Annotated in this window: 20 protein-coding genes; 6 read left to right on the top strand and 14 right to left on the bottom strand. The window is 48.7% G+C overall.

Annotated elements, in window-relative coordinates:
- Positions 1-81: 81 nt before the first annotated feature.
- From ACJAYR_RS13065 to ACJAYR_RS13030, 8 genes are all read right to left on the bottom strand, one after another.
- Positions 82-567 carry a F0F1 ATP synthase subunit B gene (locus tag ACJAYR_RS13065; protein WP_415237008.1) on the bottom strand — a complete coding sequence of 162 codons (486 nt, stop codon included), beginning with the start codon at positions 565-567 and terminating at the stop codon, positions 82-84.
- Positions 567-1,058, bottom strand: a complete 492-nt coding sequence (locus tag ACJAYR_RS13060) for a F0F1 ATP synthase subunit B' (protein ID WP_169544564.1) — start codon at positions 1,056-1,058, stop codon at positions 567-569. Before ACJAYR_RS13060 ends, ACJAYR_RS13065 begins: the two co-directional genes overlap by 1 nt.
- 54 nt (positions 1,059-1,112) lie before the next feature.
- On the bottom strand, positions 1,113-1,337 hold the full coding sequence (locus ACJAYR_RS13055) for a F0F1 ATP synthase subunit C (protein ID WP_025898179.1): 225 nt from the start codon (positions 1,335-1,337) through the stop codon (positions 1,113-1,115).
- A gap of 55 nt (positions 1,338-1,392) precedes the next feature.
- Complete coding sequence (locus ACJAYR_RS13050; RefSeq protein ID WP_415237019.1) at positions 1,393-2,145, bottom strand: F0F1 ATP synthase subunit A; 753 nt, start codon at positions 2,143-2,145, stop codon at positions 1,393-1,395.
- Positions 2,146-2,194: 49 nt separating this feature from the next.
- Positions 2,195-2,509, bottom strand: a complete 315-nt coding sequence (locus ACJAYR_RS13045) for an AtpZ/AtpI family protein (RefSeq protein WP_415237007.1) — start codon at positions 2,507-2,509, stop codon at positions 2,195-2,197.
- Positions 2,510-2,670: 161 nt separating this feature from the next.
- Complete coding sequence (smc, locus tag ACJAYR_RS13040; protein WP_415237006.1) at positions 2,671-6,135, bottom strand: chromosome segregation protein SMC; 3,465 nt, start codon at positions 6,133-6,135, stop codon at positions 2,671-2,673.
- A gap of 20 nt (positions 6,136-6,155) precedes the next feature.
- The gene (locus tag ACJAYR_RS13035; RefSeq protein ID WP_415237005.1) at positions 6,156-6,824 is read right to left on the bottom strand and encodes a DsbA family protein; all 669 of its coding nucleotides are present in this window, start codon (positions 6,822-6,824) and stop codon (positions 6,156-6,158) included.
- A gap of 78 nt (positions 6,825-6,902) precedes the next feature.
- Positions 6,903-7,388 (bottom strand): DUF721 domain-containing protein, encoded by a 486-nt coding sequence (locus tag ACJAYR_RS13030; RefSeq protein ID WP_415237004.1) that lies wholly within the window; start codon positions 7,386-7,388, stop codon positions 6,903-6,905.
- Between the two features lie 79 nt (positions 7,389-7,467).
- On the opposite strand from ACJAYR_RS13030, the gene mutY reads away from it, so the two are divergent.
- Complete coding sequence (mutY, locus tag ACJAYR_RS13025; RefSeq protein ID WP_415237003.1) at positions 7,468-8,571, top strand: A/G-specific adenine glycosylase; 1,104 nt, start codon at positions 7,468-7,470, stop codon at positions 8,569-8,571.
- Between the two features lies 1 nt (position 8,572).
- On the opposite strand, the gene ACJAYR_RS13020 is transcribed toward mutY, so the two are convergent.
- The 3 genes from ACJAYR_RS13020 to ACJAYR_RS13010 all read right to left on the bottom strand — a co-directional run bounded on the left by ACJAYR_RS13020 (position 8,573) and on the right by ACJAYR_RS13010 (position 10,833).
- On the bottom strand, positions 8,573-8,992 hold the full coding sequence (locus ACJAYR_RS13020) for an EF-hand domain-containing protein (RefSeq protein WP_415237002.1): 420 nt from the start codon (positions 8,990-8,992) through the stop codon (positions 8,573-8,575).
- Between the two features lie 41 nt (positions 8,993-9,033).
- The gene (locus ACJAYR_RS13015) at positions 9,034-10,119 is read right to left on the bottom strand and encodes a site-specific DNA-methyltransferase (RefSeq protein WP_169544571.1); all 1,086 of its coding nucleotides are present in this window, start codon (positions 10,117-10,119) and stop codon (positions 9,034-9,036) included.
- Between the two features lie 96 nt (positions 10,120-10,215).
- A complete protein-coding gene (locus ACJAYR_RS13010; RefSeq protein ID WP_415237001.1) occupies positions 10,216-10,833 on the bottom strand; it encodes a ribonuclease HII in 618 nt (205 codons plus the stop codon).
- Between the two features lie 281 nt (positions 10,834-11,114).
- On the opposite strand from ACJAYR_RS13010, the gene ACJAYR_RS13005 reads away from it, so the two are divergent.
- The 5 genes from ACJAYR_RS13005 to ACJAYR_RS12985 are packed head-to-tail and all read left to right on the top strand — an operon-like array spanning position 11,115 to position 17,380.
- Positions 11,115-13,211: a hypothetical protein gene (locus ACJAYR_RS13005; protein WP_415237000.1), complete on the top strand. Its 2,097-nt coding sequence runs from the start codon at positions 11,115-11,117 to the stop codon at positions 13,209-13,211.
- 16 nt (positions 13,212-13,227) lie between these two features.
- Positions 13,228-14,388 carry a hypothetical protein gene (locus ACJAYR_RS13000; protein ID WP_415236999.1) on the top strand — a complete coding sequence of 387 codons (1,161 nt, stop codon included), beginning with the start codon at positions 13,228-13,230 and terminating at the stop codon, positions 14,386-14,388.
- A 28-nt stretch (positions 14,389-14,416) separates the two neighbouring features.
- Positions 14,417-15,040 (top strand): RNA polymerase sigma factor, encoded by a 624-nt coding sequence (locus tag ACJAYR_RS12995; protein ID WP_415236998.1) that lies wholly within the window; start codon positions 14,417-14,419, stop codon positions 15,038-15,040.
- Positions 15,037-15,663, top strand: a complete 627-nt coding sequence (locus ACJAYR_RS12990) for a hypothetical protein (RefSeq protein ID WP_415236997.1) — start codon at positions 15,037-15,039, stop codon at positions 15,661-15,663. Before ACJAYR_RS12995 ends, ACJAYR_RS12990 begins: the two co-directional genes overlap by 4 nt.
- A 1-nt stretch (position 15,664) precedes the next feature.
- A complete protein-coding gene (locus ACJAYR_RS12985) occupies positions 15,665-17,380 on the top strand; it encodes a S8 family serine peptidase (RefSeq protein ID WP_415236996.1) in 1,716 nt (571 codons plus the stop codon).
- 43 nt (positions 17,381-17,423) lie between these two features.
- Here the strand turns inward: ACJAYR_RS12985 and ACJAYR_RS12980 are convergent, their stop codons facing one another.
- From ACJAYR_RS12980 to ACJAYR_RS12970, 3 genes are read right to left on the bottom strand one after another with little or no spacing between them, the layout of a single operon-like run.
- Positions 17,424-17,996, bottom strand: a complete 573-nt coding sequence (locus tag ACJAYR_RS12980; RefSeq protein WP_415236995.1) for a peroxidase-related enzyme — start codon at positions 17,994-17,996, stop codon at positions 17,424-17,426.
- Positions 17,997-18,022: 26 nt separating this feature from the next.
- Positions 18,023-18,994: an MDR family oxidoreductase gene (locus ACJAYR_RS12975; protein WP_415237018.1), complete on the bottom strand. Its 972-nt coding sequence runs from the start codon at positions 18,992-18,994 to the stop codon at positions 18,023-18,025.
- A complete protein-coding gene (locus tag ACJAYR_RS12970; RefSeq protein WP_415236994.1) occupies positions 18,972-19,670 on the bottom strand; it encodes a TetR/AcrR family transcriptional regulator in 699 nt (232 codons plus the stop codon). The genes ACJAYR_RS12975 and ACJAYR_RS12970 overlap by 23 nt, the downstream gene beginning before the upstream one ends.
- Positions 19,671-19,681 lie beyond the last annotated feature (11 nt).

Here is a 19,681-nt window from a genome sequence, read left to right as displayed (position 1 = left end):
CGCTTTCAATGAAATATCGAAGGCATAAAAAAACCCTGCATCGAAATGCAGGGTTTGTGAATTTTTGCGTTGGAACGGCAATCAGTTCAGCTGTGATCCAAGATCCTTGATCGACTGATCGATCAGGCTTCCGGCTTCTTTCGCCTTCAGGTTATCTTTCATCAGCTTCTCGGACGCTGCGATCGCAACATCAACGGCAATATTCTGAACTTCAGCGAGGGCTTTTTCTTCGGCCTGTTTTATTTTGGCTTCAGCAAGTTCCTGCCGTCGTTTTAGCGAGGCCTGCAATTCTGCTTCACTCTCTTTACGGAGAATTTCAGCATCTTCTTTGGCTTTTGCAACAATGTCTTCAGCCGTAGCGAGAGCATCCCGCTGGCGGCGCTGATAATCAGCAAACATTGCTTGGGCTTCTTCGCGAAGCTTCTGTGCTTCGTCAAGCTCGTTTTTAATACGATCGGCCCTGTCGTCGAGCTGCTTACCGACAATGGCAGGCAGCTTGTAATAAATAACGACAGCAATAAAACCAATAAAGGCAACTGCAACCCAAAATGAAGGAGACTGTAACATTATGCGTCCCCTTTCAGATTTGCATTTACGGCGGCTTGCAGATCTTTATCTGCAACATCAATGGCAATCAGTCTGGAAACCGCAGCTTTTGCAGCTTCCCCAGCGATATCCTTTACGTTGGATAGGGCTGTTTCTTTCGCCTTGGCAATGCTCTGTTCTGCTTCTTTTGCATTTGCAGCAAGAGTAGCTTCCAGTTTGGCTTTGCTGGCTTCCTGATCGCTGGCGAGTTCAGCTTTTAGCCCGGCAACCATGCCATGGGCCTTATTGCGAGCATCGTCCAAAGCGGCCTCATATTCGGCTTTTGCTTTTTCAGATTCTTCGCTAAGCCGTTTGGCTTCGTCCAGATCCCGTGAAATACGGTCCTGACGGCCTTCCAGCACCTCAGAAATGCGAGGAATAGCAACTTTCGCCATTGCGATATACAAAATGACGAAACAAATTGCCAGCCACACAAGTTGAGGTGGGAAATCTGCTATATTTAGCTGCGGCATAACCGTTCCTAAATCCTAGTGATCAAACAATTCTCTAACGGGATGTCAGAGAGATTATACGAACAGGATAATAAGAGCGATAACCAGAGCAAACAGAGCAACAGCTTCTGTCAGAGCAAAGCCGAGCAGAACGTTACCGAAAACTTTCGGAGCGGCTGCTGGGTTGCGCAAAGAACCGGAGATGTAAGATCCGAAGATGTTACCCAGACCAAGGCCAACACCGGCAAGAGCGATAGTCGCGAGACCTGCACCAATCATACGAGCGGCTTCTAATTCCATGATTAACTTCCTTCTTCAAACAAGATCTATAAAGATATTGGGCTAACAGTAAAACTTAGTGATGCAGGTTGACCGCATCGTTCAAATACAGGCACGACAGGATGGCGAAAACGTAGGCCTGCAAAAATGCAACCAGGAATTCCAGTCCAGTCAAGGCTGTGATAAATCCGAGTGGCAACCAGCCACCCCACCAGCTCAGGCCGACAACAAAGGCGCCGAAAACTTTCAGCAATGCGTGGCCCGCTACCATGTTGGCAAAGAGACGAACAGAAAGACTGATCGGCCGAACAAAGTATGAGATGATTTCAATAGGCACCAGGATCACCAGCAAAAAGACCGGGACACCGCTTGGTGCGAAAAGAGAGAGGAACTTGAAGCCGTGACGGAAGATACCCACAAGGGTGACCGTGATGAATACGGTGGCCGCCAAGCCAAAAGTAACAACGATATGGCTTGTTACAGTAAAGCTGTAAGGGACCATGCCGATAAGGTTACAGAATAGAACAAACATGAAGATCGAAAAGATGAACGGGAAGTATTTACGACCTTCCGAGCCCACGTTCTCTTTCAACATGTTGGCGATAAACTCATAGCTGAGCTCAGCAATTGACTGCATACGGCCAGGCACCATGGCGCGGCCACGCATGCTCAGCGTCAGAAAGAGTGTAATGGCCGCAATAACGATAACCATTAACAAGGATGAGTTGGTGAATGAGACGTCGACGCCGCCCACTTCCATTGGAATCAGTCTTTTGATTTGAAACTGCCCCATAGGGTCGATCACAAGCCCTTGACCTTCTGCCACGATACTATTCCCGCCTTGTCTGTTTCACATGCATAAACAGGCAAACGCCTGTTTACTGTTCAAAATCATCTGGGTTCATTGCTTTGGCTACTTTATAGACGTTGTACACGCCAACGACCATACCAATTACAGCAAACACCAATATAAATACTGGCCGAGTGTCCAACCAAGTGTCGATCGCCCAACCAAATCCACCGCAAACCACAAAAGCCGCAACCATCTCTACAGAAAGTCGCCAGGCCCGGCCCGCTGCGCCAGATCGCTCGACACCAAGCTGCCCATCCCATGAACTTTCGTCCCGTTTATGTTGGGCGGCCTTTAGCCGAGCTTTAAATTCCTGCTTCTGCTGGTCAGTCGGCTCATTCATTTTTCGTCACTTACACGAAAAATTAACATAACACAATTCCCCCTACAGAAAGCGCGGGAAACATACGGTCTGGCTATCCCACTGTCAAGGTCCAAACCGCATGCAAATATACTCTTTCGTAAAAAACAGAAAAGCGTGAAAAATAAGCTGTATTTCAAGGGCTAGACCGTTTCATTTGTCATCAGCTGGGCGCGAGTGAGATCAACAGAGACCAATTGGGAGATACCGCGCTCCGCCATGGTAACGCCAAACAATCGGTCCATCCGCGCCATCGTTATGGGGTGATGCGTAACAACCAGAAAGCGGGTGCTTGAATTTTCCGAGATACTATCGAGCAAATTGCATAGGCGTTCCACATTGACATCATCCAAAGGTGCATCCACTTCGTCCAACACGCAGATTGGCGCGGGGTTTGTGAGGAAAACAGCAAAAAGCAATGCTACCGCTGTCAGGGCCTGCTCGCCACCAGATAACAAAGACATCAATTGCAGCCTTTTTCCCGGTGGGCTTGCCATTATCTCCAGTCCTGCAGCAAGGGGATCGTCTGATTCCGTTAATGTAAGATGGGCATGACCGCCCCCGAACACCTGCTTGAACAGGGTCTGGAAATGGGCATCCACCTTTTTAAACGCAATGAGAAGGCGTTCCCTGCCTTCTTTGTTAAGGCTCGCAATTCCCTGCCGTAGGCGAAGTATGGCATCTTCCAGATCTTTTCGTTCTTTCAGTAGCGTGGAAAGCTGCTCGTCAATTTCATCGGCTTCGATTTCGGCTCTTAGATTAACCGGGCCCATACCGTCCCGTTCCTTTTTCAGGCGCTCGACCCTGCGTTCACTGACATCAACAGGCGGGATTTCTTCATCCTCTTCGATTTCCCCGGCTTTGCGAATGTCTTCGGGGCTGCATTCCAGTTTTTCGTATATCTGATTGGCCAGTTGCTGGAGGTTTTCAATGCTATGATCTTTATCAGCTTGAAAGCGCACCCGTTCTTCCCGGCATAGTGCAAGTGATTCTTGGCTTTTTCTCAACGCTTCATTGCACTCGGAAACAACGGCTTCTCCCTCACTTAATTGATCCTTAGCCGTCGATCTGGCGCCTTCTGCTCTGGCTATTTCGTCCATCAGCTGCCCGCGTTTTAGCGAGATCTCTTCTGGTTTTCCTTCAAGGTCTTTGAGTTCCTGCTCGGTAGAGGAAAAACGCATTTCAAGTTGGCTGAAGTGACTGGCTACACTGTTACTGCGTTGTATCCAGCTTTCTTTTTCCACCGCAATGGCGTCCAGCCGATCGCGACGCAATGCTGATTCGCGAGTAAACTGATCAAAGGTTGAGCGCATATTACCAAGAGATTCGCGTTCTTCCCGCAAAACCTGACGGGCTGATTCCAGTTTTTGCTGGGCGTCAGTAATATCAGGAAGGGAAGAGCGTTGCTGTTTGATGTGGGATAATACCTGTTCCAGATCAGCCTTTTCCTGCAAAAGCGCTGTCTTGCTTTCTACGAGTGAAGACTGTCTGGACTGTAAGGTTGCAAGTTTACGGGTCTGTTCTGAGACCAGCGCGCGAAGAGAGTTCGCTTCCTGCTCTTTTGTTCGCAAGAGTGTCCTGAGTTCTTTTTCCTGCTGGCGTAAAGCCGATAGCTTCTGTTCGAATTGTTCCAGTTCAACCCGTGATTTTTCAGCCGCCGCTTCTTTGCTGGATTTTTCTTTTTCCAATCCAGCCAGTCGATTGCGTTGCTCCAGCCTTAGGGCTGCCGCCGTTTTAGCACCGGCCTTGCGAACAAACCCATCCCACCGCCAGAGATCTCCTTCCTTGGAAATCAGGCGTTGGCCGGGTTTAAGGGTTTTGGACAGGTGGTCTCCTGCTTCGGCATCCGTTATGCCGATCATTTTAAGACGGGACATCAGGATCTCTTCACCCGAGACGAATTGATCCAAGGTGGCAAGGTCATCTTCAAATGACGGTAGTGGGTGTGCGGTGCAAGTATCCGCCGACCAATAGGATTGCGCACTTTGATCCAAAGGCGCTTCTAAATCTTCGCCAAGGGCGGCGCCAAGGGCTGCTTCATAACCCTTTTTAACCGAGAGATTCTCAGCAATGGGGGTCCATTTCCCCTCTGACCCATCCTCTAGCATGGATAAAAGTGCTTTTATTTCAGCCTGTACAGCTGATGTTTCTTTTTCGGCCTCTCTAACCCGATCTCGTGCTTGCCGTTCTTGATGATCCGCGGATTTACACTTCTCGTCAAAGGCCTCAATGTCAGAAGAATAGTTGAGGATTTCTTTCAGATGCAGTTCCAGTTTAGCCTGAATATCCTGATTATTGGTCAGGGAGGTAAGCGCTGCGTCAATTTTAGTGGTCTCGCTTTCGATTTCGGTCAATCGCTGGGTCAGTTTGTTCAAGGATGCTTCGGTGTTTTTTTGCTGATCAAGAAGGCTATGTTCTTTCGCCTTATGAGCCGCCAGTTGTTCCGTTTCCAAGTCGAAATCTGATTGTAGCTTGCGAACCTGATCCTGACGGTCGCTTATTTCACTCTGAACGATTTTCAGTTTGGGGGCATCTTTTGCCGCTTTTTCATGAATGCTTTTTTGCTCTTCTGTCAAACGGGTGACTGCATCGGCCGCATCTTTTTCAAGCGACTTCTCGCGGCTCATATCATGGGAAATTTGTACCCGTTGGTCTTCCAACTGCTGGCGCGCACGTTTTAAGCGTTCTTCCTCTGCATCCAGATTTTCGCGTTCCAGCGTTAATCGTTGAACCTTGGCCGCGGCAGAGGCTTCACGTTCACGGAGTGGCGCAAGGATCTCATTGGCTTTTAGAGCGGCATTCTGTGCGATGGCGACCTGCTTTGTCAGTTCGGCAACAGCGGCCGAAGCATCCGCGAGTTCTTTCGTTGCTTTTTCCTGCGCACGCAGCGCCTGCTCCTGTTTTCGAAGTAATAATAGAGCTTCGGCTTTTCGTATATGACCTGAAATATTTCTGTATCGGTTGGCTTGGCGAGCTTGCCTTTTCAGGCTGCCTAACTGGACTTCAAGTTGTCCGGCAACATCATCAACACGCTCCAAGTTGGTTTCTGCAGCTTTCAGCCTGAGTTCGGCTTCATGCCGACGGGAGTGCAGGCCGGATATTCCCGCAGCTTCTTCCAGCAGGTGACGGCGATCTTTTGGTTTCGCATTAATAAGGGAGCCAACCCGGCCCTGACTGACAATTGCAGTTGAATTCGCACCGGTTGCCATATCCGCAAAAAGAAGTTGAACATCACGGGCCCGGGAAACCCGGCCATTGATACGATAGTCCGATCCGGAATCCCGCCTGATCCTCCGGGTAATGTCCACTTCACGGGAATCATTATATGCGGCAGGCGCGATTCTGTCAGAGTTATCCAGTCCCAACGTAACTTCTGCCATATTGCGCGGAGGGCGACTGGATGTGCCAGCAAAAATAACATCATCCATTGCGCCGCCGCGCATATTCTTGGCAGATGTTTCCCCCATAACCCATCGAAGGGCCTCGACCAGATTGGATTTACCACACCCGTTGGGACCGACAATGCCGGTGAGGCCGTCTTTAATCAATAATTCCGTTGGTTCCACAAAAGACTTGAAACCAGACAGACGCAATTGAGTAAATTTCACGGCCCCTCCATTCTATGCCTTTAGATGCCAGCGAGATACGGCCCCAATACCTCGTATTCACGGGAACCTTCGTATTTCTCGCCGTTAATAAAGAGGGTAGGGGTGCTGCTGACACCATATTCATTGGCGCCAACCATCCGGTCCGTTAAAATGCTTTCTCCCAGTTTTTCATCTGCGAGGTTCTTTTCGAAAGTGGCTTTTGAGATACCAACCATGTTTCCGATCTTGGTCAACGCTGCCGTTATGTCCGACGCTGCTGTCCATTCTGCTTGCTTTTCAAAAAGGATCTTAAGCACAGCAAAAAAACGATCTTTTCCTGCGGCATGCGCCAGAACGGATGCCTGGAAGGCGTAGCGATCCAGCGGGAAATCCCGATAAATCAGGAACGCTTTTCCCGAATTGATATAGTCTTCTTCGATGTTTTTCAGGGCATTGACATGAAAGTCAGCACAATGTGGACAGGTTAAGGAGGCATATTCGACAATTGAGATGGGGGCCTTCGGGTCACCTAAAACATTGTCATTTTCCAGAATATCCATGACACCGGCCTGCGCAGTTGCAGGAGACAGCAAAGTGCCCGCTGCACCCAATGCAAGAGGGGCGATACCGGCGGAAGCCACAAAATGTCGGCGTGATAGTGTCATTGTCTGCTCATTCATACTAGATATGGTGTTAGTATAGCTTTTCATAAACGATTCCTCAATCTTTCGAATATTCCTTAATAAACCCAGCATTTATGCGGGTTTGATGGGTGACGTGTTGATATTTCAGGTGTTGTTCTTTGCCAGAATTGCGGCTCCCAGGGTCATTAAATGAGCTTTCAGCTCTTCATCTTTGACCTCTTTTACAGAGTGTTCTAGCCAATTTTTTTGTTCCGAAGTTGGCTCTGGGGGCGCAGTTTTCTTGGGTTTTTTGGCTCTTTTTACTGGTGCTTGAATGATGCTGATCCGGCTGATCGCCTTATAGCCAAAGAAACTGTTGATTCGTTCAATGATCAAAGGCTCAAAATGTTGAAATTCCGGCGCGTGCCCGGGCGCTACTCTCACTTTGAGGGTTGCTTCTGCATTTTTGTTCTTCGAATAAGTTAATCTTTCCGGACTGGAGAAGTGATAGAGCGTGGGGCCAACAATATTCTGCCAATGCGACAAAATGTCGGCTTGGGCAAAGCCACGCTTGACCAACGCTGCACGCGCAGTTTTGCCGACATAGCTGCCAATGGCCTTCGGTCCTTTTAAATGTCCGACTTTTCTCACCGGATCTCTTCTCCCTCGCCTGATTATTCCTGTATATAGGTGGCAATGTCCTCTTTGAGAATGATATGATCGAAAAATTATGGATAATCAACTTTTTGCGACCAAGGATTTCTCTCAGAAGATCCTTAAATGGTACGATGTAAAGGCCCGAATTTTACCGTGGCGAAGCCCTCCCGGGAAAACGGCGAATGCCTATCATGTCTGGCTGAGTGAAATCATGTTGCAGCAAACAACGGTTGCAACAGTTGGGCCGTATTTTGAAAAATTCCTGAATAGCTGGCCGACTGTGCAACATCTTGCGAATGCCTCATTAGATGACGTTTTGGTCGCTTGGGCTGGCCTTGGATATTACGCGCGCGCCCGAAACCTTCACAAATGTGCTGGCGAGGTTTGTCAAAAATATGGCGGACATTTCCCTAAATCCGAAAAGGAACTCCTGGCCTTGCCTGGTATCGGTGAGTATACAGCGGCGGCGATCGCCTCGATTGCCTATGGTGTTCCGGCAGTGGTTGTGGATGGGAATATTGAACGCATCATCACCAGAGTTTACCGGGTTCAGGAGGCTCTTCCAAAGTCCCGACGCCAAATTCGGGAACTGGCAGCCAGAGTCTCTCCTGAAAACAGGCCAGGCGATTATGCACAGGCCTTGATGGATATCGGTGCAATAGTCTGCACACCTAAAAAACCGCGTTGTTCGGATTGCCCTGTAAATAAAGAGTGCGCGGCATATGCAAAGGGCGATCAGGAACAATTTCCAAAAAAGGCGCCCAAGAAGACGAAACCAACCCGAAAAGCAGCGGTTTTATGGATTGAAAACCATCTCGGTGAAGTGTTGTTGCGTAGAAGGGAAGAGAAGGGATTGCTGGGTGGTATGATGGAGTTCCCATCCACTTCGTGGGTTGAGGCTGACTATTCGGGAGACGATATCAACGCGCTGCTCTGCGAGTTGGGCGATCTTGATCATCAGGAAGTACACAAACTTGGTGACCGGATTACCCACACATTTACGCATTTCCATCTGCATTTTACGCCCCACATCTTGCGTTTGAATAAAGAGGATCGGGTTGTCTCAAACCATCTTTATTGGGTGCAGCCGGAAAAATTTGTTGAAATCGCCTTACCCACCCTGATGACCAAGGTTGTGTCTTCCGTCAAAACTGGGCAAGGCGTTCTGGGATTATAACTTAGAGACCTGGCGCGACAAATTCCGGTTGAGAGATCATTCCGTCATTATTCGTATCCAAAGCCTTAAACGCGGCTTTCCCGGCAGCCATAAATTCTTCCCGCGTCAAAACGGTGTCGCCATTTTCGTCGTTCCGTTTATAGGCGTCGGTTACTGGAACGGCTGATCCGGGCCCGGCCGTCGCGGCTCTCAGTTGATTGGCTTTCACATATTCTTCGAATTCGACGCTTCCGTTGGCATCAAGATCAAGGTTGGTAAATAGTCTTTCCCGATAGGTCGCGGCTTCAGCTGGGGAAATGATATTGTCGGCGTTCCGGTCAATTCCCAGGAACTGAGCAGAATTAAACTCTGCCGCGTGAAGCGAAGGGGCTGCAAATAGTGTAATCATGCAGCCCAGTGCGATTGAAATAACTTTTGTCATTGTGCGCCCCTTTGATGGTTGAAGGGACAACAATATCCCTTCTAGTTCATTTCTGCGCGTACCTGTTGACGGAGAACGTCAATCGAAATGGCTTGCCCTTCAGCGTCGAAATGCCAGAATGTCCATCCATTGCAGGTGCTGGCGCCTTGCAATTGTGCACCAACTTTGTGAATAGAGCCACTGACATCTGAAGCAATAAGACTGCCGTCGGCGCGCACCTTTGCTTTGTACCGCTTACGGGAGTCAAATAAAACCTGACCTGCGGACAATAAGCCTCTCTCGACCACAGAGCCAAAAGGTACACGGGGTTCTTGTCGCTTGCCTTTCGTGATTTCAAGATTTTCAGGCCCCAAGGCCTGTACTTTGCGGATACGTTCCTTTGCGACATTGATGTATTTCGTTTCCTGTTCGCAGCCAATAAAGTGGCGCCCCAATTTTTTGGCAACAGCACCCGTTGTGCCAGAACCGAAAAATGGATCCAGAATAACGTCTCCCGGATTAGACGCTGCAGTTAGAATACGATAGAGCAGGCTTTCCGGTTTTTGCGTTGTATGTGCTTTTTCACCATCAATCTTTAACCGTTCGCCGCCACTGCAAATGGGTAAATGCCAATCGGAACGCATCTGTATATCGTCGTTCATGACTTTCAAGGCATCATAATTAAAAGTCATGCCTTTGGCATTCTGGTCTTTTGAACACCAGATCAGTGTTTCATGTGCATTGGTGAACCGGGTTCCGCGAAAGTTTGGCATAGGGTTGGTTTTACGCCAGATAACATCGTTCAGGATCCAGTATCCCAGATCCTGCAGGGTTGCCCCAACCCGGAAGATATTATGGTAAGAACCGATCACCCATAACGTGCCATCGTCTTTCAAAATTCGTTTTGCGGCTTGTAGCCATTCACGGGTGAATTTGTCATAGACCTGAAAACTTTCGAATTGATCCCACTCGTCATCGACCGCATCAACTTTGCTGTCATCTGGCCGACGTAACTCGCCAGAAAGCTGCATGTTGTATGGAGGGTCGGCGAAAATCATATCAACTGATTTTTCAGGTAAGCTGTTCATCAATTCGATGCAGTTACCTTGTAGTATTTGGTTCAATGGAAGCTTTGTTGTCTCTGTCATAAGGGCATCACCTGTGGTTCCGGATAACACCAATACTGATTCGGCCGATTCGTTCAGTCAATAACTTTTGTTGAATCAGTGTCTTAGCGGAGACTCTTAAATTATAGTCTCATTCTCTTCCAAAATTTTTCGAATTGGGGCAAAACTTCGCCTATGTTGTGGTGTGACACCAAAGAGACTCAACCCCTTGCGATGCTCGGCCGTGCCGTAACCCGCATTTTTCTCCCATCCGTAGTGCGGAAACAGCTTCGCAAGAGCACACATTTTTCGATCGCGTGTCACTTTTGCAACAATCGAAGCGGCCGCAATTGACACTGAAATGCTGTCACCTTTTACAACAAGTTGTGTCGGGATCCCAAGTTTTGGATCCCGATTACCATCAACCAAGGCAAAGTCTGGCGTAATATTTAATGCAGTTGCCGCTCGCTTCATTGCCAGAAAGGTGGCTTGCAAGATGTTCAGCTGATCCACTTCCTGAACGGTGGCCTCGCCGATACCGACATTGGCACAGGCCATCAATGTCTCATAAAGGGCTTCGCGTCTATTTTTGCTGATCTTTTTTGAATCTTGAAGGCCATCTGGAATATTCTGAGGATCCAGAATAACAGCGGCAGCAACCACCGGCCCCGCAAAGGGGCCTCGGCCCACTTCATCGATGCCGACAATCCGCCCGGCCAATTTTGTCTCTAGAGAATAATCTGGTTTATCAGGCATTTTATCAGAGATGTTGTCTATCCAAGATGTCTACTTAGACGAATATATTGATTGACACGACCCGCTGTTTACCGGATTCGTTGACATGATTATAGGCGGTATCAGAACGCCAAAACAATAAAGTATGAAGCCAATTGGTCACAAATACGTATTTTCTGATTTAAACTAGACCATTTGGGAGACATTTAATTGCGTTTTGGTTCTATAGTTTTTAATCATGTAGGGAAGATGCACCAGCAAAATAGGGATTTTGCAAAGTTAAACGGGGGATTGGTCTCTTCATGATGCGCTTTTTTGGCAGCATGGCGATCGTTATGCTGGTTTTTATAATGGGACTCCCGTCGGTTTCGAACGCGGACGAGATATCGTGGCCTGCAGAATTTCTGCCAGAGGATAACCACGATGGCCGCTCTTCACTTGTGATAAAAATCAGCGAGGCTGTTCGTACTGCTGAAGAGAGCAATTTTGCAGTCGAACTGGATAACATCGACATCACAGGGCTGGTAGAACAAACCCCAGACGCTCTTATTTTTAAGCCGATCGAAACCTTGCAGCCCGGATATCATACTCTGCGTTTATATCAGGTGACCGGTTCTGGTGAATATATAGAGCAGCATTTCTGGGAATTTACCGTTCAGGAAAACTCGGTTTTGGTAACGAATGGTTCCTCTGAACAGGGGAGTGCCGCACAAACGGTTGCCAGCGACACACAATCGGCGCCAGAGGGCCTGACTGTCGAGGCCTCAGCTGATAATAATATTGAAATTTCCCAAAGACTATTTGATAGCAACATTGCATCCTCGCCAAACGATCTGACGATTTCGGGTTCGGGTAATGGCGCCCTGAATATGACCGGTGGGCGCTGGACGTTTGATGCGACCGGAAATTACTTCATTGAGTCTGAAGAAGACTTGTCTGTAACCGGGAACGAAATTGATTTGGGGGAGTATACGATCAATCTTGGATACCGCGGGGATGCTGTCAATGGCTCGGCCATTTTGGGGCATCAGGACATCGGCATTGAAAGTCTGTCCATGTCTTCGTATATGCGCCGGGGGGCATCTATCAGCGTTGGTGCGGCTGATGACCGGTTGAAATTTACAGGCTTTTCACTGAGTAGCGATTCACTTGCGGGGGCTGACGATTTTACCGGTCTACAAAAGAAATCCGGGCATGTAACCGGGGGAGCTGTTGTTGGACGGCCCGTTTGGCACGAAGACACGAAAATCGAACTAACCGGATTATATTTTGCCTCTGAGGGGGGCGAAGATGATTTCGGGAGCGGAGGCGGACTGACATCGGACAGCGCCCCAAAGGGAAGCGGTGGTGCTTTGATTGCCGACAGTTATTGGGGGCAGGATCGGTTGCGATTGCGCGGGGAGCTTGCATTTTCAAATATGGACCTTGATGGATCTGGGAGTCTGGGTACTGATTTTGCAGACGCCGAAACTGTCGATATCAGTTACGTTCTTATTCCAGATGATGGTCAATCAGATGTGCCGCTTTCGATGACGGTTGGCGGAAAATGGGAGCAGGTTGATACTTTTTTCTACAGCCTTGCCAATCAGGGGTTAAGTGTCGACAGAAACAGTTATTCTGTCTTCTCCAATCTGTATTGGGGGGCCTTAAACCTGAATGCGCAAGCCAGCTACGAAACCAACAACACCGCGGACCTTGCTGATGTTGCCACTGATCAGGTTATGATGGCGGGTGTTGACGGCAGTTATTCTTTCTCGATTGACCGGGAAACACCGGATGATCGTGCCTGGTTGGGCACCCCGTTTGTTGGGTTTGGTTTTAATCTGGTTGATGCAGACCGGAAAGAGACACCGCTTGGGTATCTAGGGGATCAAACAGATAATATATCTGTAAATTATTATGCCAATGTCGGGTCGAGCTATGAACGCTGGAACTGGCAACTGTCCTATAACCGGTCGACATTTACCGATGAAACTGAAGTGTCGTCCGATACCACAGACCAAACGGTGGATCTGTCGGCATACTGGACCGTTTCAGATGCTTTGAACCTGTCTCTTGGTACAAGTTACAATCAGTATGTTCAAAAGGCTGATGGTGAACGATCCTATAATGTGACCGGTAATCTTGGCGTTCAGGCAAGCTTAATCCCGCAAACACTTACAACGAATATCAATTATAATATGAACCTTTCTTCAGGAAGCGGCGACTTACCAGATAAGCATATTCTATCAGGTGAGATGGAATGGACGTTTATTCCGGCAGATGTAAACAGGCCGGGTGTCGCGCTTGCTTTCCGCGGCGCAATGGAGAAAGAAAATGGAAATTCGGATAATGCGCTGGATGACGCGAAATATGAGGGATTTATTGTCCTGCGCCTCAAAGCGCCGGTTGTATACTAGGCCAATGATAAATAGTTTGAAAAACATAACAGTTGTTCTATTTGCCCTTTTGTCGCTGACACTCTCGGCAGAGGCGAGTGTGAGTAGTGTTACGGCCGTTCCCAGCAAGGTGACGGTTTTGCCGACCGGCGGGGGCGTCAGTGTAACCTGGCGTGTGGTTCACACAATCAGCGCGCCGGCAACGACAGTCACATCCTCAGCTTCCTATGATATTATCATCAACGGTTTGACCGTTCTGACTGTTTCAAAAAGTTTGAGCAGAACAACAACGCCGACTGTTGGTGTACCAGAGACCCTGACCTTCTCTGAGGTTATTCCTGTCTCGGTGACCCTTGCGAAGCAAATTGCCAAAGGTGGTAATGATGCCCGTATTCAACGTATTTTTAATGATGGTTTAGGGGCTGGAACGGGATTCGCCCAACTCATCGCTGGCGGTGGGGCCTCTGGCGCACTTAATATAAACCGGATTGAATTGTCATTTGAAAATGGCGGCAAAACGAATGTTGTCGGCCAAAATAGCGATTTAAGAGCTGTTGCAGAAATTAATTTTGTCTCGCGGGGCTTGTTGCAGGCCGAATGGCGCGTGATTGATAGTCCCTCTATTCGGGGTGGGCAATTTGAGCGGCGGTTATCACAAGTGCGTCGACAGTTGTCGTCATCCGGGAACGGTCGTGTTCGCCTGCTGAGCCCAAAACTACCAACAGGAACAACAGGATTGCATGAAGTGAAGCTGGTTCTGATTGACCCGCAAACTCAGTTTACACAGCCTGTTCTAAGATATTATGTAAATCCTAATTCCACACCGGGTTTGTCACGTTTGTCGCCACTGGAAGCGTTTCGTCCGGTTGAGGGTGTGCCGTTCAATGCAAACACAGTATTTGATTGGCATCCAGTTGCTGGTGCTGCGGCCTATCAGATTGAACTTTTTGATCTTCCAGGCGGGAAAAATCCGCTCAGCAACTTAAATGCCGCCCCATTGATTGTCAGTCCATTTGATACGGATGCGGAGCTTGTTGTTGGTAAAATTGTTCCGGGCACGCAGACGTCATCAACATTTGCGGGATTTGCCGAAAAACATTTGCTGCACGGTAGTACTTATTTGTGGCGTATTCGGGCGATCAGTTCGGGCGGCACTGTCCTCGCTCAGTCAGATTTTAGAAAGATCCTATACCCTTGATCTGTTTCAGGGGAACATAGCAAGGCAGTTGAAACGCCGTGACGAACTTGTTCGCCACGGTTTTCTTCTTGGAGAGCAGCGGATGATGAATGTGACCGGTTCCTTGAACGATTTAGAGCTTATTGAACATATTAAAAAAGGCGATAAACAAGCCTTTGACGAGTTTTATCGCCGGTTTGAGAAGAAAGTTTATCATTTTATTCGTCAAAAATTGAACGATCCCTTCGAAGCATACGACATACTTCATGAAGTCTTCCTCGATGTCTGGCGTAAGGCCGACGGATTTGAAGGCAGGTCTAAAGTCTCAACATGGGTCTTTGGGATTGCTTTTAATAAATCCATAGACCGCCTTAGAAAACGCACAGTGGACCAGCTTGATGAAGACAAGCATGAAACAATGGCGGATGACGAAGGATTAAGTCCCATGGAATTATTAAACGCAACTGAAGAGGCGACCTTTCTTCAAAAATGTGTCGAGGCGCTGAGTGAAGCGCAGCGTATGGTTGTCCATATGGCTTTTTTCGAGGATCTCTCATATCCTGAAATTGCTGCCATCATTGATCGGCCCGAAGGAACGGTAAAGACCCGGATTTTTCATGCAAAACAAGCCTTAAAGCGGTGCGTTGAAAAATTCACAGGAGCAAGATCATGAGTGACTTTACGGACAAAGAACTGGATCATCTTCTGCCTTTTTATGTCAATAATTCCTTATCCGGAGCAGAGAAACAAGCGGTTGAAGATCGTTTGAAAACCGATCCGGATTTTGAAGCGGAACGTCAGTTCCTGGTTGCTTTACAAGGGAAGATTAAAGAACAGGTCTTTGAAAAAAGCCCTGGTGAAATGGGGCTCGCCCGTCTTCATGCTGCAATGGGTGAACACGGAAAATCCTTCAAATCCACAGATGTACCAAAGGGTGTTCTTGCGAATGACAATAGCGTGCAGGGGTGGTGGCGTCCTGTTGCTGTTGCGGCCTGCATCGCATTAGCTGTGCTGGGTGGCATTCAGGTGAATTCCACCCTGACGGAAGAAGGAATGGTCACAGCGTCTGGCGGTACTGCTTCTGGCCCTGTCTTACAGGTGTTTTTTGAAGAACTATCAACGGAAAAAGATATTCGAAGTCTTCTTAGGCAACAGCAGCTCAATATTATTGAAGGGCCTACGGCACTCGGTTTTTACCGCGTTGAAATTTTAGGGGCTGACAAAGATAAGGACGTGGAAGCGCTCATCAAAAAGCTGGTGGCCAACGTCCATGTGATTGAGGTGTTGGAGGAGTAAAATGCTTACTCTGTTCCTGAAGGATCGCTTTTTCAAATTCTTGCTCATCTTTGCACTGTTTGCCGGACCTGTTGCGGCCAAAGAAGAAGGGCGGTTTTTGTCGCAACACCTTGATCTGGTTGCGTCTTCTTCATCCGCACCGGGGACATCACCAGCAACGGATCCCGCAGCTCAGCCTTTGACGGCCACGCCTTCGCGTCCGACAGGTGCAGAACCAGGAACTGCCGCTCCTCGCCCGACAGGCAAGAAAAGTCGGGAGGTGACCCCTGAATTGAAAAGAGCACTTCCGGTATATTTGCGAACAGCAACTGGTTGCTTGGACAAGCAAAAACGGGTTCACCTGATTGGCAGTAATTTGGGCGATGTCCCCCCCAGGGTTCGGGCTGTTACACTCAAGGGCGCGGGACAGTCGGCTTCTCTTGAAATCAAAAGGTGGTCTGGAAAAGAAATAATTGTCGCCTTTCCCAAATCGCTCGATTTGCAACCGGGTCAGAGGTACCAGATTATTCTTAAAATAAATGGGCTGATTGTTGCCGGGGAGGGCAATCGGAGGTCATACAGGATGTGTGATCCAACTGATGCGAACCTACCTGTCAAAATCCAACCCCAAAAGGCTGATCACATCGCCGCCGAATTGCTTGTTTTATTATCCAAAGACCTGTTCGGTCAGGCGCGTGTTGACGCGATTAAGCAGGAATTGGATCGCGCCGGTTATTTGTTGTTAAAGGAAAGTAACCTTGCGGGGCTAAATTTTGTCCTTCTGCGCGTTAAAATGCCTTCTGCTGTGGATGAAGATGAAGGTCTGAGGGCGTTGCGCGTACAATATCCTGATGCGGTAATTGACTTCAATCATATCAGCGAACTTTCCGGGCAGCCCAGACTTTATGCCGATACGTTGACGGCCCGTACAGTTCAGGCAAAGAAATGCCAGACGGTAGATGGTGAGGGCTTCTCGATCGGTGTTCTGGATGGCGGGGCGGATCTGAATCACCCTGCGATCCGGGGGGACAGAAACATAAAGATGGCCGCCTTTGGCCTAGATGGGGGTGGGTTGCCAAAGGCGTCGGATCATGGAACCGCAATCGCAGTGCAATATAAAGGTCGTTTGCCGAAAGAGGGATATGACGGCTTAATGGTGCAGTCTTCCTTATTCATTGCAGATATTCTTTCGCGGAAATCGGGTCGCATCTATGCTGCGACCAGCTCTTTTTTGGAAGGCATGAACTGGCTGATCGGAAGAAAAGTCGACTTTATCAATATGTCGTTGGAAGGCCCTGAAAATAGGGCCGTTGGAACAGTCCTAGCAGAAGTATCCAACAAAAATATCGGCCTGTTTGCGGCTGCGGGGAACGGTGGCGCAGAGGCGCGCCCTCCTTATCCAGCGGCGCATTCGGATGTGGTTGGTGTTACGGCTGTAGATCGCGAGAAGCAGGTGTATCGCTTGGCAACGCGTGGCTCTCATGTAGACTTTGCAGCGCCGGGGGTTATGTTGTGGTTGGCAAAGGCAGGCGGCAAAGGCAGTTACCGATCAGGGACGTCGTTTGCCGTTCCGTATGTCGTCGCCAGAGCCGCGTTGGAAATGACAAAGGCGGGCGCTAAACAGCAAAATAGTCGTTCGATGATTTTACCTAAGCTATCCGCATCGGCACTTGATCTGGGGCAGAACGGCCCAGACCCTGTTTTTGGCTTTGGCCTTATTCAATTTGAAGGATGTTAAACAAGGCTCTGCTGTTTAAGCTGCAGAGCCTCGCTTGGTTAGTTTAGCCTCGGCCCATGGTGAAAAACTCATCGTTTGGCCGCATGCTTGTTAAGTTCGCCATGCGATTGCTGAGCCCGAAGAACGCTGTGATGGCCGCAATATCCCAGATATCCTCCTCAGTGAAACCATGGCTTTTCAACAGGTCAAAATCGCTTTCGCCAATTGACTGGGCGTCATTCGATACTTTGAGGGCAAAATCAAGCATGGCTTTTTGACGATCCGTTATATCGGCCTTGTGGTGGTTGGTCGTCAATTGGTCGGCAATAAGCGGGTTTTTAGAGTAAATCCGCAAAATGGCACCGTGGGAGACCACACAATAAAGGCAATTATTGTCGGACGACGTTGTTACGACAATCATTTCTTTTTCGGCTTTCGTCAGGTTACTCTCCCGTAGCATGATCGCGTCATGATAGTTGAAGAAAGCCCGCAATTCGTCTGGGCGGTGGGCCAATGTCAAAAAGACATTGGGAATGAATCCTGCTTTTTCCTGTACGCCCAGAATTAGTTCCTGTAGATCCTCCGGCAGATCCTTTATCTCTGGGATCGGGTAACGGCTAATTGCTTGATCGCTCATGTTGCGCCTCTTTCTTATGCGTTTCTTTATGCGTTAACGTTAACGACGGCCCGGCCTCGAATGGTTCCCTTCATCAGGTCACTCGCGGCTGAAATGGCTTCAGACAGTTTTATTTCATTGGTAATCAGATCGATATGTTTCGTATCCAGATCCTGAGCCAGTCTATTCCAAGCTTCAATGCGGGTTTCAATCGGGCAATATACACTATCAATCCCGTTCAAAATAACACCGCGCAGAATAAAGGGCATCACTGTTGCAGGTAGATCCATGCCTTGAGCAAGTCCGCAAGCTGTGACAACACCACCATATTTTGTACCAGCGCAGATATTCGCAAGGGTGTGGCTGCCAACCGTATCGACTGCGCCAGCCCATCGCTCTTTGCCAAGAGGGCGGCCCGGAGCGGACAGTTCTTCTCTGTTAATGATGTCAGAAGCACCCAGTTCTTTCAGATAATCCGCCTGATCTGCACGGCCTGTAGATGCGACAACGGAGTATCCAAGTTTTGCGAGAAGTGAAACCGCAACACTACCAACGCCACCCACAGCGCCGGTGACCAATATATCCCCTTTGTCCGGTGTCACGCCTTGCCGTTCAAGCGCCATGACACACAGCATTGCTGTATACCCTGCGGTTCCAATTGCCATCGCCTGTTTAGTTGAAAACGCGGCGGGTAGCGGCACCAGCCATTCAGATTTTAGGCGGGCCTTCTCAGCCAGTCCGCCCCAATGGGTTTCTCCAACGCCCCAGCCGTTCAAAATGACCTTGTCGCCTGCCTTGAATTGATTGCCCAGGCTGTCAATAACGGTACCGGCGATATCGACCCCGGGAACCATCGGAAATTTGCGAACAACCGGAGAGGAGCCAGTGATCGCTAGGCCGTCTTTATAATTTAACGTCGAATATTCAACTGCAACCGTTACATCCCCTTCAGGAAGCTGGTCTTCTGAAACATCGCTGAGCGCTGCTTTGTATTCTTCATTTTCTTTGGTAATCAGAATTGCTTTCACGGTTTTCACTCCTGTTATTCTCAATTGGATTATTTTTCTTGATCATGCCGAAAAACTGATCGGCAAATAGGTCTAATGGATCGCAGGACTGGGCGAGTTTGGCCCTTAAAATGGCACCTTCCCAACCAATCCAGAAAAAGGAAGCCAGATCCTGGCAGTTTAGATGAACGGCAATCTCGTTTTGTTGCTGGGCCTCTTCAAGGCATCTTGAAACCCGGGTTTGCCACGTCAGAAAAACTTGTTCCAAGGGAAGCCGGAATGTTTCATCCACTCCTGCGAGTTCCTGACCCAAGTTACCAATAAGGCAGCCCCGTTTAAACTGGTATCGTTCCATGCCATGTTTGGCATCAGCAATAAAGTCAGCCAATCGATTAAGGGGAGAGCGGCTGTCATTCAAAAGCCATTTGTCCAGTTTGGCGCAAAAATAGGCGTTATAGTTGTCAATGACGGCGAGACCGAACGCTTTCTTATTAGCAAAGTAATGATAAAAAGAGCCTTTTGGAATGCCAGCTTCTTTTAAAATACCATCCAGTCCCGTACTGGAAAACCCTTTTTCCGTTAAAACCTGTGTGCCCATTCGAAGGAGCTTTTCCTTGGTTTCCAGATGGCCGCTATCCAGTTTTGGTGGGCGCCCACGGCCTCTTTTTAGGGGTACTTCCTGTTGCATTCGTTATTTTT

Source organism: Sneathiella sp. (assembly GCF_047631475.1).
Classification (GTDB): Bacteria; Pseudomonadota; Alphaproteobacteria; order Sneathiellales; family Sneathiellaceae; genus Sneathiella.
The sequence above is the reverse complement of the archived record's forward strand: the minus strand, read 5'-3'. Positions and strand labels throughout refer to the sequence as shown.

Coding starts and splice junctions, on each gene's coding strand:
- ACJAYR_RS13065 (WP_415237008.1), bottom strand. CDS start 567: ATGTTACAGTCTCCTTCATTTTGGGTTGCAGTTGCCTTTATTGGTTTT.
- ACJAYR_RS13060 (WP_169544564.1), bottom strand. CDS start 1,058: ATGCCGCAGCTAAATATAGCAGATTTCCCACCTCAACTTGTGTGGCTG.
- ACJAYR_RS13055 (WP_025898179.1), bottom strand. CDS start 1,337: ATGGAATTAGAAGCCGCTCGTATGATTGGTGCAGGTCTCGCGACTATC.
- ACJAYR_RS13045 (WP_415237007.1), bottom strand. CDS start 2,509: ATGAATGAGCCGACTGACCAGCAGAAGCAGGAATTTAAAGCTCGGCTA.
- ACJAYR_RS13035 (WP_415237005.1), bottom strand. CDS start 6,824: ATGAAAAGCTATACTAACACCATATCTAGTATGAATGAGCAGACAATG.
- mutY (WP_415237003.1), top strand. CDS start 7,468: ATGGATAATCAACTTTTTGCGACCAAGGATTTCTCTCAGAAGATCCTT.
- ACJAYR_RS13020 (WP_415237002.1), bottom strand. CDS start 8,992: ATGACAAAAGTTATTTCAATCGCACTGGGCTGCATGATTACACTATTT.
- ACJAYR_RS13015 (WP_169544571.1), bottom strand. CDS start 10,119: ATGACAGAGACAACAAAGCTTCCATTGAACCAAATACTACAAGGTAAC.
- ACJAYR_RS13010 (WP_415237001.1), bottom strand. CDS start 10,833: ATGCCTGATAAACCAGATTATTCTCTAGAGACAAAATTGGCCGGGCGG.
- ACJAYR_RS13005 (WP_415237000.1), top strand. CDS start 11,115: ATGATGCGCTTTTTTGGCAGCATGGCGATCGTTATGCTGGTTTTTATA.
- ACJAYR_RS12990 (WP_415236997.1), top strand. CDS start 15,037: ATGAGTGACTTTACGGACAAAGAACTGGATCATCTTCTGCCTTTTTAT.
- ACJAYR_RS12985 (WP_415236996.1), top strand. CDS start 15,665: ATGCTTACTCTGTTCCTGAAGGATCGCTTTTTCAAATTCTTGCTCATC.
- ACJAYR_RS12980 (WP_415236995.1), bottom strand. CDS start 17,996: ATGAGCGATCAAGCAATTAGCCGTTACCCGATCCCAGAGATAAAGGAT.
- ACJAYR_RS12970 (WP_415236994.1), bottom strand. CDS start 19,670: ATGCAACAGGAAGTACCCCTAAAAAGAGGCCGTGGGCGCCCACCAAAA.